Source organism: Streptomyces sp. NPDC111802 (genome assembly GCF_055634335.1).
Window position 1 is genome coordinate 213,003 of record NZ_JBVKCZ010000013.1, and the last position, 15,629, is coordinate 228,631.

General features: G+C 72.4%; 8 protein-coding genes. 5 read left to right on the forward strand and 3 right to left on the reverse strand.

Features of this window, described 5'->3' with window-relative positions; genetic code table 11:
- The first annotated feature begins 199 nt into the window (after window positions 1-199).
- Window positions 200-2,293, forward strand: a complete 2,094-nt coding sequence (locus ACZ7NC_RS17280) for an asparagine synthase-related protein (RefSeq protein ID WP_471489046.1) — start codon at window positions 200-202, stop codon at window positions 2,291-2,293.
- 642 nt (window positions 2,294-2,935) lie between these two features.
- On the forward strand, window positions 2,936-6,286 hold the full coding sequence (locus ACZ7NC_RS17285; protein WP_471489048.1) for an ATP-binding protein: 3,351 nt from the start codon (window positions 2,936-2,938) through the stop codon (window positions 6,284-6,286).
- A gap of 56 nt (window positions 6,287-6,342) precedes the next feature.
- Here ACZ7NC_RS17285 and ACZ7NC_RS17290 read toward each other — a convergent pair whose 3' ends face one another.
- Window positions 6,343-8,361, reverse strand: a complete 2,019-nt coding sequence (locus tag ACZ7NC_RS17290; RefSeq protein WP_471489050.1) for a sigma-70 family RNA polymerase sigma factor — start codon at window positions 8,359-8,361, stop codon at window positions 6,343-6,345.
- Between the two features lie 353 nt (window positions 8,362-8,714).
- Complete coding sequence (locus tag ACZ7NC_RS17295; RefSeq protein WP_471489052.1) at window positions 8,715-9,491, reverse strand: TetR/AcrR family transcriptional regulator; 777 nt, start codon at window positions 9,489-9,491, stop codon at window positions 8,715-8,717.
- Between the two features lie 385 nt (window positions 9,492-9,876).
- Between ACZ7NC_RS17295 and ACZ7NC_RS17300 the strand changes: the two genes are divergently transcribed.
- Both ACZ7NC_RS17300 and ACZ7NC_RS17305 read left to right on the forward strand, forming a co-directional pair.
- Window positions 9,877-11,256, forward strand: coding sequence for an NAD(P)/FAD-dependent oxidoreductase (locus ACZ7NC_RS17300; RefSeq protein ID WP_471489054.1), 1,380 nt, complete (start codon window positions 9,877-9,879; stop codon window positions 11,254-11,256).
- 247 nt (window positions 11,257-11,503) lie between these two features.
- On the forward strand, window positions 11,504-13,162 hold the full coding sequence (locus ACZ7NC_RS17305; RefSeq protein WP_471489056.1) for an ATP-binding SpoIIE family protein phosphatase: 1,659 nt from the start codon (window positions 11,504-11,506) through the stop codon (window positions 13,160-13,162).
- 93 nt (window positions 13,163-13,255) lie between these two features.
- Here the strand turns inward: ACZ7NC_RS17305 and ACZ7NC_RS17310 are convergent, their stop codons facing one another.
- Window positions 13,256-14,524: an MFS transporter gene (locus ACZ7NC_RS17310; RefSeq protein WP_471489083.1), complete on the reverse strand. Its 1,269-nt coding sequence runs from the start codon at window positions 14,522-14,524 to the stop codon at window positions 13,256-13,258.
- Between the two features lie 134 nt (window positions 14,525-14,658).
- Here ACZ7NC_RS17310 and ACZ7NC_RS17315 point away from each other — a divergent pair, with 134 nt between their 5' ends.
- Window positions 14,659-15,204 carry a MarR family winged helix-turn-helix transcriptional regulator gene (locus ACZ7NC_RS17315; RefSeq protein ID WP_471489058.1) on the forward strand — a complete coding sequence of 182 codons (546 nt, stop codon included), beginning with the start codon at window positions 14,659-14,661 and terminating at the stop codon, window positions 15,202-15,204.
- Window positions 15,205-15,629: the final 425 nt, after the last annotated feature.

Below are 15,629 nucleotides of genomic sequence, written 5' to 3' on the forward strand. Positions count from 1 at the left end.
ATCTCTTCGCTCCGCAGGCGTTGATCTCCTTGTCCTGTCCGGGTGTTCGGTGCCCGCCCGCCGCGCCGCGAGGGCGACCGCGCGGGCGTGATTGCCCGACCCCGAGCGGCTCCGCCGCCCCTCCGGTGCGCGTCCTTCATGGCAGCATGGTGACCGGTTCGTACGGTGCACTGGTTGTCCACAGCCTGTGGAGGCGTCCATGCGGTGGTTGGTGGGATGGAGCAGCACCGCCGCGGTTGCCGCCCAAATCGGCTCCGCGGGGGCCACCGGCAGCGACGGCGAGACCGTGCACCCGGTGGGGTCCCAACTCGTGTGGGGCGACCCCGATCCGCTGTGGGCGGTCGGCGACTGGCGCCCTGACGAGGTGCGGGTGATCAAGGCCGACGCACAGAACCGGATCGCGGTCCTCGGCACCTGCGGCGCGAGCGACGAACAGCTGCGCCTCGGTCTGTTCGCCGCGCGCGGAGGGGCACTTCGGCATCTGACGGCCTGGTCCGGCAGCTACACGGCCGTCGTCCAGGTCGGCCGCAGGATCACCGTGTGCGGCGATCTGGCGGGCGCACGGCCGGTGTTCTACACCCCCTGGGCGGCCGGTACGGCGTATGCGACCGCCGCGCTCCCCCTCGCCGACCTCATCGAGGCCAACCTCGACTTCGGGCACCTCGCCGCGCTGCTCGCCGCCCCCGACGTACCGGCGGCCCTGCACGACTCCACCCCGTACGACGGCGTACGGCGCATTCCGCCGGGGCATGCGCTGATCCTGCGCGCCGGGGCGCGTGAGATCGCCGGGTACGAGCCGGTCGCCTCGCTGGCGGTGGCGGCGCCGACCGCCGACCCGGACAGCGCGGTGGACGCGGTGCGCGACGCGCTGGTGGAGGCGGTACGCGCGCGTCTGTCCGCGCCCCGCCACGTCCCCGACATCGACCCCGGCCCGGTGCCGGGGATGGGGCCGGCCGAGCGGCGGGCCGCGCGCGGGATGCCGGTTCCGGGCATCGGCGCGGACCTGTCCGGGGGCCCCGCGTCGGGCACCCTGGCTCTCCTCGCCGCGGGCCTCCCCGGCATGCCGGGCACGGTGCTGGGACACGGTACGGGCGCGGGGGAACGCCTTCTGGCGGTCACCTTCAACGATCTGGCGGTAGGCGGCCGCGAGGCCGAGCTGGAACGCGCCGGCGCCCTGGCGGCCAACCCGCGCCTGCACCACGTGGTGGTGACCGGCGGCGAGGAGACACTGCCGTACGCCGATTTGGACGGCCCGCTGACGGACGAGCCGGCCCCGAGCCTGGTGATCGCGGCGAGGCACCGCGCACGCCTGGCATCCGGCAGCGCGGACCACTTCACGGGCTACGGCGCCCGCCAGGTCCTGGACGCCCACCCGGCGCGCCTCGCGGACCTCCTGATGGACCGTAAACGGCGCCATCTGGTCCGCCCGGTCGCGGCCCTGGCGAAGGCGGACGGCTCGGTGCTGGTCCCCGCGCGCGTGTACGGCGCGGCACGCAAGCTGGCCCGCACGCCGTACCGCACCGGTCTGGAGTCCCTGGCCGCCCGTCTGATGGACCGCCGCTTCGACGAACCCGGAGGTGCCGTGGGGGCGTCGCTCGCGGCGCTCACCTGGGCCAGACCGGGCCCGGCGGCACGCTGGCTGACGGGCGAGGCACTGGCTGAAGTATCGGTTCGCCTGCAGACGGCGACGAGCCGCAACGGCGTCGGCCCCGGCCAACGCCCCGGCGACTACCGCGCGCGTGCGGCCCTGGCCCGCCACGCCGCGGACATCCGCATCCTGGAGCAGGCCGCCGAAATCCGCTCCCAACGCCTGCACACCCCCTTCCTCGACAACCAGGTCGTCCGCGCCTGCCGAGCCCTTCCGGAAGCCCTGCGCGTCCAGCCCGGTGCCCGCGCCGCGATCCTCCGTACGGTCCTGGAGGGCGCCGGCGTGACCGACCTCCCGCCCGGCTGGGGCGCCCCGTCCCACGCGCCGGCCGCGGCCGCGGCACGAACGGGACTGAGGGTGGCCACCGATCCCCTGATGGCCCTGTTCGGCACCCCCCTCCTCGCCCAGGCGGGCCTGGTGGAGGCCAGAGTGGTCCGCAAAGCCCTCCGCGCGGCCTCGCAGGGCGAACCGCTCCCCCTGGACGGCCTGGCCGACCTGGTCTCCCTAGAACTCTGGCTGGTCCGCCTCCTGGCCCGCCGAGGCACCTGCTGGACGGGAACACCCGCGCGCCAACGGGCGGTACCGGCGGGGATCACGCCGCAGCGGGGGGCGCTGGGGGCGGGCGCGGGGGCGCGGCGCCCTTAGCCGTCACTCACCGCGCCGGGCTGCTCACTCTCCTTGCCGGCAGCCCTCTGAACGCCGGTCGGCGCATCTCAGCCGGTCCGGTGTGGGAGGGCGAGACGACACCACCCGTGGCCCGCGCGCACCTGCTGGGGGCTTCACACCCCTCAGCTGGTCCGGCGTGGGAGGGCGAGGTCACACCGCCCCTGGCTCGCGCGCACGCGCTGGGGGCTTCACACCCCTCAGTCGGTCCGGCGTTGGGGGGGGCGAGGCCGCACCACTCGTGGCCCGCGCGCACCCGTTGGGGCTTCGCACCCTTCAGCCGGTCCGGCGTGGGTGGGCGAGGCCACACCGCCCCTGGCCCCCGCCCACCCGCTGGGGGCTTCACACCCCCCAGCCCGTCCGGCGTTTGAGGACGAGGCCCTTTCGGGGCCGATTGGGGGTCCAGGGGGCGGAGCCCCTTGGCGGGGTCGAAGGGGCGGAGCCCCTTCAGGATGGGACGGGTAGGGGCGGCGGGGGCGAAAACCCTCCCAACCCGCACCCTCCCAACCCGCACCCTCCCAACCCGCACCCTCCCAACCCGCACCCGCCCAACCACCGCCCCCACAACCCCCCACGCCGACAAAACCCCGCGCCCCCACCACCCACCCCCGCGACAATGACCCGGTGCGGTACAGAATCCTGGGCGTCACCCAGGCAGAGAACGACCAGGGCACCGTCATACCCGTCGGCGGCCCCCGCCTGCGCGCCCTGCTCACAGCCCTCGCCCTACGCCCCGGCCACCTCACCACCCCCCACACCCTGATCGACGAGATCTGGGCCGAGGCCCCGCCCCAGGACGCCCCCGCCGCCCTCCAGGCCCTGATCGCCCGCCTGCGCCGCACCCTCGGCAGGGACACCGTCACCTCCGCCCCCGGCGGCTATCGGCTCACGGCGACAAAGGACGACGTAGACCTCTTCGTCTTCGAACGCCTCGTACACGAAGGCACCTCAGCCCTCGCCCGAAACGACCCGGACACCGCCGCCCGGACCCTCACCACCGCCCTCGCCCTGTGGCGCGGCCCGGCCCTGACCGACCTCCCCGACCGCACCGCCGCCACCCGCCCGGAGGCCCTGCGCCTGGAGGCGACCCGAGCCCGTATCGAGGCGCACCTACGGCTCGGCCGCGCCCACAACGCCGTACCCGAACTCAAGGAACTGACCACAGCGCACCCGTACGACGAACCGCTGCACGCCCTCCTCATCCGAGCCCTGCGCGACACGGCCCGCCCCGCCGACGCCCTGGCCGCGTACGAGACGGCCCGCCGCGCCCTGGCCGACGGCCTGGGCACCGACCCCGGCCTAGAACTCCGCGCCCTGCACACGGAACTGCTGAAACCGACGGCACCTGAGCACAAGACGGAGAACACCCCGGGGCACAACCAGCCCAAGCCCAGTCCATCGCCCCCGTACCCCGAACGCACCGGCAACCTCCGTCCCCGCCTTACCTCTTTCGTGGGCCGGGAACTCGAACTCGACGCCATCCGTTCCGAATTGCACAGGGCCCGACTGGTAACGCTCACCGGACCGGGCGGCTCTGGAAAGACCCGCCTCGCCGAGGAAGCCGCCGCCGGCCTCCCCCAGGCATGGCTCGTCGAGCTCGCCCCGCTCGACCGGCCGGAGGCGGTGCCAGGCGCGGTGGTCAACGCGCTCGGTCTGCGCGAGACCGTGCTCATGACCAACGAGCTGACGACCCCGCAGGACGACCCGCTCGCCCTGCTGATCGAGTACTGCGCCCCGCGCAGCCAACTCCTGATCCTTGACAACTGCGAACATGTCATCGGCGCCACCGCCACCCTCGCCGAGACCCTCCTCACCCACTGCCCGGGCCTCACGATCCTCGCCACCAGCCGTGAACCCCTGGGCGTCCCCGGTGAGTCGGTACGCCCGGTCGAGCCCCTGCTCCCCGATCAGGCGCACCGCCTCTTCGCGGACCGAGCGGCGGCCGTCCGCCCCGACGCCGCCGCGCTGCGCGACGGCCGCGACCAGGAGGCCGTCGAGGAGATCTGCCGCCGTCTCGACGGACTGCCGCTCGCCATCGAGCTGGCGGCGGCCCGGCTACGGCTGCTCACCCCCCGGCAGATCGCCGACCGCCTCGACGACCGCTTCCGCCTCCTCACCTCCGGAAGCCGTACGGTCCTGCCCCGCCAGCAGACCCTGCGCGCCGTCGTCGACTGGTCCTGGGAACTGCTCGACGAGCGGGAGCGCACGGTGCTGTGCGAGGTGTCCGTCTTCGCGGGCGGCTGGGACCTCACGGCGGCGGAAGCGGTGTGCACGGCGCCGGTCGCGGACATCCTCGGCGCGCTCGTCGACAAGTCCCTGATCGCGGCCACCCCGTACGACCGGGACGGCACCAACGGCACCGTCAGCACCGAAGGTACCGACGGCATGCGTTACCGCATGCTGGAGACCATCCACGAGTACGCCGTCGAGCGCGCCGCCGAGGTCCCCGAGCAGCGGCTCACGGCCGAGCGCCGACACCGCGCGTGGATCCGCGCACTCGTGGTGGAGGCCGACTCGCTACTGCGTTCCGCCGCTCAACTCCCTTGGATCTCCCGCCTGGAGACCGAGCTGGACAACATCCGCGCGGCCCTCGACCGCGCCCTGACAGCGGGCGACGAAGCGGACGCCACGGCCATCACCCTGGCCATGGGCTGGTTCTGGTGGCTGCGCAACTACCGTGTCGAGGGCGCGGCCTGGGCCGAGCGCGTGCTGCGCCTGTGCGCTGCCCTGGACGCCACAGGCTCCGGTGCCCCGCCCGCCGCCGACCCGGTGGACGCCTTCCTCGCCTCCCCGGAGGCGGAAGCCCGGCACCCACGGCACGCGGCCCGGATGAGCCTTCGTATGCAGCATCTCTTCCTCGCGATCGAGTTCGAGCCGGCGGAGCATTGGCAGGACGAGCGATGGAGGCGGTACATCGACCGGGTGCGGGCCCACTTCGCGCGCGGCGGCCCCGACGCGGCCCGTATGCCGGGCCTGGCCTGGCCGTTGACCCACTACATCCTGGGCGATACGGCGAACACCGCGGCTGTCATGGACGCCGCCTTGGCCAACTGCCGTGCGCACGGGGGCGACTGGGCGGTCGGCTGCCTCCTGAAGTTCCGCACGCACATGCTCGTCGACGCACCGGGCGACCTGGCGGGCGTGGACGACGACCTCGCGGAGTTGCGGATCCTCAGCCGCCGGGCCGGCGACCGCTGGGTGCGGGCCCAGGTGTGCAGCGCGGCGGGCGAGGCGGCGATGTCACGGGGCCGCTACGAGGAGGCCGAGGAGGAGTACGAGGAGGCGCTGCGCCTCGCCCACGAGGTGGGCGCGTACGCCGAGACGCCCTTCCTCGTCGCCCGGCTCGCCGAGATCGCCTATCGCTCGGGTGACCGCGAAGCCGCTCTGACCGCGCTGGACGAGGCGGGCGCCGCGGCCGACCGGTACGGCGTGGCGGACTCACGGGCGTTCGTGCTGCTGATGCGGGCGCAGCTGGCGCTGGACGACAAGGACACCGCACGCGCGCGTGAGCTGTGTGAGGCGGTCCGCGCGGAGACCGAGCGGGCCACGGTGCCGCCCCAGTTCATCGTGATGCTGCACACGGTGGAGGCCCTGGTCGTGACGGTCGAGTCGAGCCCGGAGCACGGACTGCCCCTCCTGGCCGACACCTTGCGCATGGCCGTGGAGAACCGGTGCGCCGAAGTGATCACGGCGACCCTCACGGACGCCGCGGCGGATCTGCTGACCCGGCTCGGCGACCATAAGCGCGCGGCCCGTCTGCTCGCCGCCTCGGAGCACTGGCGGCGAGGCCACCCGCGCCGTCTGCCGGAGCGCGCACACGCCGAGCGGGCCGAGGTCGAAGCCCGTGCGGCGCTGGGCGCCGAGCGCTTCACGGCCGCGCACACCGGCGGCGGCGCCCTCACCCACGACGACGTGGTGCACGAACTCGCCGAGGCCGTCCGCGGCCTTCACCACCCCGCCGAGCGGACGCCGTAAGCCCGTAAGCACGGCGGAACGGCCCGCCCGATCGGCAGCGGACCGTTCGAACGTCCCTACCGGCAGCTGAACTTCGACTCCGCCCAGTCCGCCAGCAGCAGGTTGTTGAGGGTGCCGCGCGGCTCGACCACCAGACGGACGGTCTCGCGCCCGGTGAGGTTCACCTGGACGGGCACCGCCGCGTCCCCGGCATTGACGACCGCGGACCGCCACAGCCGGACGCCGTCGGCGTAGACCGAGAAGGAGAACCGGCCGAGCCCCAGGTTCGAGTCGTCGACGCCGACCAGCGCGCGATAGGCGGAGCACTCGCGGTTGAGGTCGATGGTGACGGAGGACCGGCCGTGCACGGTGACGCCGTGTGCGTACTGCTTGCCGGCGATCGACACATCGTTTCGCTGCCACACCCAACTGCTCTGATACAGCCGCATCTCGGGCTCGGTGCCGTCGCCGGAGAGGTCGTACGACAGCTCGCTCCACTGGTAGTCGGCCGGGGCGGGTGGGGGCGTCGGTGTCGGCGTGGGTGTGGGCGTCGGTGTCGGGGCGGGGGGCGCAGTAGGCGTCGCCGAAGGCGTGGGCGCCGGGCTGGGCGTGCGCGTGGGGGCGGGGGTGGGCGTAGAGGGCGGCGTCGGTGTCGGTGTCGGTGTGGGGGTCGACTCGGGCTCCACGGCCGGGACGGGCGCCGGTGGCTGCGGGGTCGGCTCCTGCTTCGGCGGCCGCGGGGTCGGTGTCTCCTCGACGATGGGGGAGGGGACGGGGGGCTGCTTCGCGTCCGTCTTCGGGGCGGGCTGGTCGTTGCCGGCCAGCGCGAGCACGATCGCCGCCGCGACGCCCACAGCGACCACACCGGCCGCGATACCGGCCTTCAGGGGCGCGCCCAGCCCCTCGGAGGCCGCCGCACCGCCCCCGGCGCCCGCCCCGCCGGACGAACTTCCGCCCGCCGCGGCCCCGCCCGCGGCACCACTCGACGAACCGCCGCTCGCCGCGGCGGCCGCCCCGGCGGCACCCGCCCCGGCGCCGCCGGCGATGAGCCCGGCCGCCTTGGCGTACCCGGCGGCACCGAACCAGCCGATGACCGCGACCGGGACGACGGCGGGGATACCGCCGGCGACTTCCTTGATCTGGCCCGCGGCCAGCCGGCACTTGGCGCACTCGTCCAGGTGCTTGCGCAGGCCTCGTTCGGCGCGGGTACGCAGGCTGCCGCGGGCGTAGGCGCCGAGCCGGTCGGCGTAGCGGGCGCACTCCTCGTCGCCGGCGAGGCTGGCGCTGACATGGGCCTGGAGGTAGGCCTGCTTGAGGCCCTCGCGGGCGCGGCTGGCGAGCACGCGCGTGCCGTTGGCGTCCAGCCCGAAGAGCGTGGCGACCTCGCTGGGCGACTCGTCCTCGACCTCGGTGTGCCACAGCACGGCCTGCCAGCGCTCCGGCAGTGACCGGAAGGCCTGCATGGCCATGGACTGCTCGGCCTCGTGCATCGCCCGCACATCCGCGCCGAGGTCGAGACCCGCTCCGAAGGAGCCGACGGACGCGGTGTCGTCGGACCCCTCGGACACCCGCGTGGACTGTGCGGCGAACACCGCGAAGTCGTCGACCAGTTGCTCCCGTCGCGCCGACTTCGTCCAGTCCGCGGCGGCCCGCCGGATCGAGGTGAGCAGATAGGCGCGTACGGCGTGCTCGGGACCGGAACCGCCGCGTACGGCCTGGAGCATGCGGGCGAAGACCTCGGCGGTGAGGTCGTCCGCGGTGTGGGTGTCGCGGCAGCAGGTGCGCGCGTACCGGCGCACCGCCTCCGCGTGGCGCCGGTACAGCTCCTCGTAGGCACTGTCGTCGCCGGAGCGCATCCGGCCGATCAGATCGACGTCCGACGGCGGCAGCTCGCGCGCGGGCGGCAGTACGCCGTCCTCGCGCCGGTCGCGCTGTGCCGGGACGCTGCCCTCCGCGCCGCCCGCGGCACGGCCCTGAGACGGGGTCCCGGACGGGTCACCGCCCGGCGGCAGGTCCGCGCGTCCGCCCTGACTCGGCACCTGCGGAGCCGCCGGACCATCGTCACCGCGCGACTCGTCCCACCCGTCAACGCTCATTGCGGAAAGCCCCCGCCGCCAGCTCCACCAGTCCCGGACACCGGGTCAGGGTGCCACATTGGCTTTTGGTCAGGACCCACGCGTAGGGACATCCACTCGTCCGTGGGGACTTCCCGCGACTCAGTACTGGCCCCGCCCGCAGGGGAAAGCTCAATCAGCCCTCGCCGGGCGGGGGTTCGACGTCAAGCCCGAAATGCCGGGCATGTTCCGCGACGATGTTCGACGCAAGGCGACGCAAGGCGACGCAAGGCGAGGCGAGGTGAGGCGAGGCGAGGTGGCGCGGCACCCCCGCCTCTCGGTCACCTCACCCGCCGCCCATACGTCACCGTCACCCCTTCGGTGTCACGGTCGACTCACGCCTGAGGCCGCGACCGCAACCCCTCCAGCAGGATGTCCAGCAACCGAGCCGAGGCCGCCGCCTGCTGTGCCGGGTCCGGCAGCGAGGGCGCCGCCGTCGCGATCACCAGCAGCACGTCCGACACCGAGACGTCGGCCCGCAGCTCACCCGCCGCGCGCGCCCGCTCCACGAGCTGACCCACCACGTCGAGCAGCGCCGCGCCCGCGTCCTCCACCGGGTCGGTCGCGGCCGCCGGCGGATGCTCGGGCACCAACCGCAGCTCACCGGCGCCCGGCTGCATCCGCTGCTGCGGCACCCGCGCCTCGTCGAATCCGGCGCCGTCCTCGGCGACTCCGACCCGCAGCACCTGCGGCGGCAGCAGCCGGCCCGCGCCCGAGGCCACCGATGTGCGCAGGAAGCGCGAGAGCGCCGACCACGGCTCGTCCTCCTGGCCGAGCGCCGCACGCGCCTGGTCGGTCAGCCGGGAGGTCTCCTCCTCGGCTATCCGCCGCACCAGGACGTCCTTGCTCGGGAAGCGCCGGTACACGGTGCCGACGCCGACCCGCGCGCGCCGCGCCACGTCCTCCATCGGCGCGCCGTACCCCAGCTCGCCGAAGACCTCACGCGCCGCACGCAGCACGTGCTCCAGATTGCGCTGTGCGTCCACGCGCAGCGGCGTCGTACGCGAGCTGTTCCCGCGTCCGTTGCTCGCAGCCGCGCTCATCGTGCCGCCCATCGCGCCGCCCGGTGCGATGGCGGACGCAGAAGACCATCGAGAATCCTGAACATGCATAAGCGATCCCCCGGTAATGACGTCTCCCCCCGGAGACTCTCCCCGTCAATGCAAAGCCGGAGCGTCGCGGAACAAGCCCGGACCACGAGTCCGGTCAGTGCGACTCGCGGAACCGAAGAGCGCATCCCCCTACACCCCGTCGACACACGAACATAGTTGAGCGGGAGTCAATTCAGAAGGGGCAGGTTCCGCACGGAGCGCCCCTCGATCGGAGTACGGGTCGTTTAGGTCCGGATTGCGCCACCCGCGATCCCCCGGCGCACACCCTTTGACCTGCGCCGTTTCTGCGCACTCCGGCAATTCGGCCAAATCGCGGCGCCGTCGGCCTCCGGTCACACAAATTGTCGAGCCTGTGGACAAACGCAAGCGTCGGGTGCGTCATGGGATGGTGAAGGAACGTGCGCGCATTCTCGTTGTCGGCGGCGGCTACGTCGGGATGTACACGGCCCTGCGTCTGCAGCGGAGGCTCAAACCGGAACTCGAACGGGGCGAGGCCGAGATCACCGTCGTCACTCCCGACCCGTACATGACGTATCAGCCGTTCCTCCCCGAAGCGGCGGCCGGCTCCATCTCCCCGCGCCATGTGGTCGTACCGCTGCGCCGCGTCCTGCCCCGGTGTCGGGTCATCATCGGCGAGGCCACCGCCATCGACCACGCCGGGCGCACCGCGACGCTGGCCACCCTCGCCACGGAGGAGGAGGGCACGGGCACCGAGAAGCTGTCGTACGACGAACTCGTCCTCGCCCCCGGCTCCATCTCGCGCGCCCTCCCCGTCCCCGGCCTCGCCGAGCACGGCATCGGTTTCAAGACCGTCGAGGAGGCCATCGGACTGCGCAACCACGTCATCGAGCAGATGGACATCGCCTCCTCCACCCGCGACCCCGCCATCCGCGACGCGGCCCTCACCTTCGTCTTCGTGGGAGGCGGCTACGCGGGCGTGGAGGCGCTCGGCGAACTCGAGGACATGGCCCGCTACGCCACGCGCTACTACCACAACGTCCGGCCCGAGGACATGAGGTGGATCCTGGTCGAGGCCTCCGACCGCATCCTGCCCGAGGTCGGCGAGGACATGGGCCGCTACACCGTCACCGAGCTGCGCCGCCGCAACATCGACGTACGTCTGCACACCCGCCTGGAGTCCTGCGCCGACCGCGTCGCCGTCCTCAGCGACGGCGCCCGTTTCCCGACCCGTACGGTCGTGTGGACGGCCGGCGTCAAACCCCATCCGATCCTCGCCGCGACCGACCTGCCCCTTAATGCGCGCGGCAGGCTGAAGTGCACCCCCGAGCTGACGATCGACGGCGCCACGCACGCGTGGGCCGCGGGAGACGCCGCCGCCGTCCCCGACGTCACCGCGGGCGAACCCGGCACGGACTGCGCCCCCAACGCCCAGCACGCCCTGCGCCAGGCGAAGGTGCTCGGCGACAACATCGCCCACGCGCTGCGCGGCGAACCCCTGGAGACATACGCCCACAAATACGCGGGCTCGGTCGCCTCCCTCGGCTTCCACAAGGGCGTCGCCCAGGTCTACGGGCGCAGGCTGAAGGGCTACCCTGCCTGGTTCATGCACCGCGTCTACCACCTCAGCAGGGTCCCGACCTTCAACCGCAAGGCCCGTGTCCTGGCCGAATGGACACTGTCGGGGCTGTTCAAGAGGGAGGTCGTCTCCCTCGGTTCACTCGAACATCCCCGAGCGGAGTTCGAACTCGCGGCCGGTGGAAAGCATCACCTCAACCCGGGAGACGACACGAAGGGGTCGTCCTGACCGGACCCAGGAACTCCATCGACAGGGCAGGCGTCTGACGGGTGTCGGCCAGGTCGGCCGCACTGCCAGACTGATCCCGAACCGATCCCGACCCTGGACGACCCTTGGACGAACCTGGACGGGCACCGGCCCGCCCTTCCACCCACGAGGCTCTCCCCACACCGCCGCAACCCCGGGGTGCCGCCGCCCCTCAGATCTCCGGCCGGGTCCGGAGCTGGCCGAAGACGACGACACGAGGCAAGGATTCGTGAACTTCACGCGCTGGAGCGCCCGGCTCCCCGGAACGCAGCGCCGCGCCGCAGCGCGGACCGAAACCGCGGCGGCGGTCGCCCAGGACCGCCGGGGAGAGAGCCCGAGCCCCGTCCCCGCGGCCCGCGTCGAACAACTCACCGACGGGGCGGGTCCGATCCCCGCCGTGGACGAGCTGCCGGTCCGCGAGGTCCTCGACCGTGTCCCGGGCCTGGTCGCCCTCGTCCACGGCACCGACCACCGCCTCGCCTACGTCAACGACGCCTACGCGACCGCCTTCGGCGCACGCCCCCCGGGGGAACCGGCCCGCGAGGCCCTGCCCGAACTGGCCGAACTGGGCCTGCTCCCCCTCCTGGACCAGGTCCTGCGCAGCGGCAAGCCCCGCACCCTCAAGTCCCGCAAGACCCCCGACGGCCGCTCCTACACCTTCACCTGCAGCCCCGTGGCCGAGGGCGACGGCGGGGTCCTCGTCTTCGCCACCGACGTCACCGACCACGCGGAAGCGGCCGAACGCCTGCGCGCAAGCGAACGCCGCCAGCGCGAAACGGCCGTCACCCTCCAGCGCTCCCTCCTCCCCCAGGAGCTCGAAGAACCGGACGACCTGCGCATCGCCGCCACCTACCACCCCGGCGGCACCGAGGCCGCGGTCGGCGGCGACTGGTACGACGTGATCACCCTCGGCGGCGGCCGCACGGCCCTGGTCATCGGCGACGTCATGGGCAGAGGAGTACGCGCGGCGGCGGTGATGGGCCAACTCCGTACGGCGGTGAGGGCCTACGCCCGCCTGGACCTCCCCCCGCACGAGGTACTGCAACTCCTCGACGGCCTGGCCACGGAGATCGACGCCAACCAGATCGCCACCTGCGTCTACGCCGTCCACGACCCGAACGAGGGCCGCCTGGTGTACGCCTCCGCCGGCCACCTCCCGATCCTGGTCCGAGACGAGAACGGCGACGTCCAACGCGCCGACGAACCCACCGGCCCGCCCCTCGGCACCGGCGGCTGGATTCACGCGTCCGGCTCCATCGCCCTGAGCCCCGGTTCCACGGCGGTCCTGTACACCGACGGCCTGGTGGAACGCCGGGACGAGGACCTGGACGAGGGAATCGCCTCCCTCGAACGCGCCCTGGCCGGCGCGACCGGCACGCCCCAGGTCATCTGCGACCGCCTGGTCCGCAGCGCGGGCGTCACCGCGGACCACGACGACGACGTCGCGGTCCTGGTCCTCCAGCACCCGGCCCGCACGGGCCCCGACAGCGACCTCTTCCGCAACGCCGCCCTGGAGCTCCTCGGCGGCGTGGAGGCGGCCCCACGCGCGCGTGCCTTCGCCTCAGGCGTCCTGACGAGCTGGCGCTTCCCCACAGACCTGCACGACCTGGGCGTCCTGGCGACCAGCGAACTGGTCGCCAACTCCCTCCAGCACGGCACCCCACCCATGCGCCTGCGCCTCCGCCGCACCGATCGCCGCCTGATCGTCGAGGTCACCGACGGCGACGACCATCTCCCACGCCGCCGCCGAGCCGAACCGGCCGACGAATCGGGCCGAGGAATCGCCATCGTCGCCACGATCGCCTCCGCATGGGGCTCACGCAGAACCCCCGGAGGCGGCAAGGCGGTGTGGTGCGAGTTCGCACTACCGAAGGGAACGGGCCACTGAAGCACCCGGCCGCCTCTCAGCGCCGACCGGCACCCTCCAGCCCGTCCGGCGTTTGAGGACGAGGCCCTTCAGCGCCGGTGGCGGGGCGAAAACTCAGGCGCGCGCCTGAGACTGCCCCGCACCCGTGGCCGCCCCCTGCGCCACCACCCGACTCCTCCCCACCCACGGCCGATCCTGCACCGCACTGAGCTGCCGCCCCAACCGCAACGCGAGATACGTGATCCCCAGCGAGAACAGCAGAAACATCACGACATACGGCCCATGCAGCGACGCCCCCATGGGCCCACCCACAGCCGGCCCAACAGCCAACGCCAACTGCTTCACCAGGGCGAACGCGGAGTTGTACTGCCCAGCCATCCCACTCGGCGCCAGATCCGCCACCAGCGGAGCAACGGTGGGCGACAACATCGCCTCACCCAGCCCGAACAGCGCATAAGTGGAGATGAAGGCCGCCGTGGCCATCTCCTGACTCCCGTGCCCCAGCCCGGCGTACCCCGCCGCAACCCAAGCCACGGCCCAGATCAACCCCACGGCCGCGATCACCCGAGTCCGCCTCCGCCGCTCCACGAACCGCAGCACGGCGAACTGCGCCACCACGATCATCGCGGTGTTCGCGGCCAGCGCGGTCCCCAGCCCCGAGGTGGAGACCCCGGCGGCCTCGACCCCGTACGCACTGAGCCCCGACTCGAACTGCCCGTAGCAGGCGAAGAACAGCACAAAGCCCAGCACACACAGCTGCACCATCGCCCGGTTCCCGAGCAGCTGCTTCCAGCTCCCCTTCGCCGAAATCTCCCCCGGCGCCCCGTCCATCCGCGGCGCATGCGGCACCCGCACCGTCGACATCACCACGACGAGCAGCAGGAACATCGCCGCCTCGATCGCGAACAGCAGAGTGAACGACGAGACACTCGAGGCGTCCACGAGATGCCCACCGATCAGCCCGCCGACCCCGAGCCCGAGGTTCTGCAGAAAGAACTGCATCGCGAACGCCCGCGACCGGGTCTCCGTGGTCGAGCAGTCAACGATCATCGTCGCGAGCGCCGGCTGCATCACGGCCTGCCCCGCCCCGAGCGCCACCGCCGACAGCAGTACGGCCGCCGCATTCCCCGCGAGCCCCAGGCTCAGTGCGCCGAGCGCGGCGGTGACCAGGGCGGTGAGCAGCACCGGGAGCGGGCCCCGCCGGACGATCGCTCGCCCGGCGAACGGCAGCACGACCAGCGCGGCCACGGCGAAGACGGCGAGCACGAGCCCCGCCGTCATGGCACCCAGTCCCCGCACCTGCGCCACATAGACGTACAGGTAGGGGACGGTGAAACCGAGCCCGAACGCGCTGAGTGCATTGCCCACGTGGATCCGGCGCATCGCTACGCCCATCGCCCTGGTCACGTTCACCTCTCCTCTTATGCAGACCTGAAGACTTCAAAGCTAAACTTCGAAGCTAAAGAGTACACATGGAAGGACTTCAACGCCAAGCAAGCCCGTGCCATACTCGGCCCATGGGTGACCCCGGCATCAGCGAACCGACACTCGAGGAACAGATCGCCGCCTACCAGCGCGAGTTCCAGGACCTCGACCCCCAGGTCGAGAAGATCGTCTCGGCGCTGTCCCGCCTGAACCGACGCATGAACGTCGCCTACGGCCGCCAGACCGCCGCCCTCGGCATCAGCAACGCCGACTGGGAAGTCCTCAAGGCCCTCGTCCTCTCCGGCGCCCCGTACCGCATGGGCCCCAGCGACCTCGCCAAGCGCCTCGGTCTCACCCCGGCCGCCATGACCCACCGCATCGACCGGATGGTCGCCGAGGGTCTGGTGACCCGGGAGCGCGACGAGTCCAACCGCGTCCGCGTGATCGTGGAGCTGACCGCTGGGGGCCGCGAGAAGTGGCTCGAGGCGATGCGGCTCGCGTCGGTCTTCGAGGAGGACCTGCTCCAGGACCTCTCGCCGACAGAGCGCACCACCCTCGGCGATGTCCTCACCCGCCTGCTCCGTAGGGTGGAACACGCCCAGCCGGACGCCGGCGGGCGCCTCAGCGATCTGGACTGACGCAAGCTCAGGCGCCTCGGGAAAAGATCTTGACAGAGGGTGCTTGACAGCCCCTTCCCCGATCCGTAAAGTTCTTCGGGTTGCCGCCGAGCCGTAACGGTTCTGCGACAGCAACTCCCGCCGCGAGAGCGGCAACCCAAACCACCAGCACGATCTCCCAACCGGGTTGATTTCGGCATGCCCGAATTCAATTCGAATTGGGGCTCGGCAGCCCGATTGGGAATCGCCGAGAGGATCCGCTAAGGTTTGAGACGTCGGAACGGCCCAACGGCCGCGAGGACAAGCCCCGCTGACTGGGGGTCAGGCCCGAAAGGATCTGATAAAGTCGGGACCGCCGGAAAGGGAAACGCGAGAGCGGGAACCTGGAAAGCACCGAGGAAATCGGATCGGAAAAGGATCTGATAGAGTCGGAAACGCAAGACCGA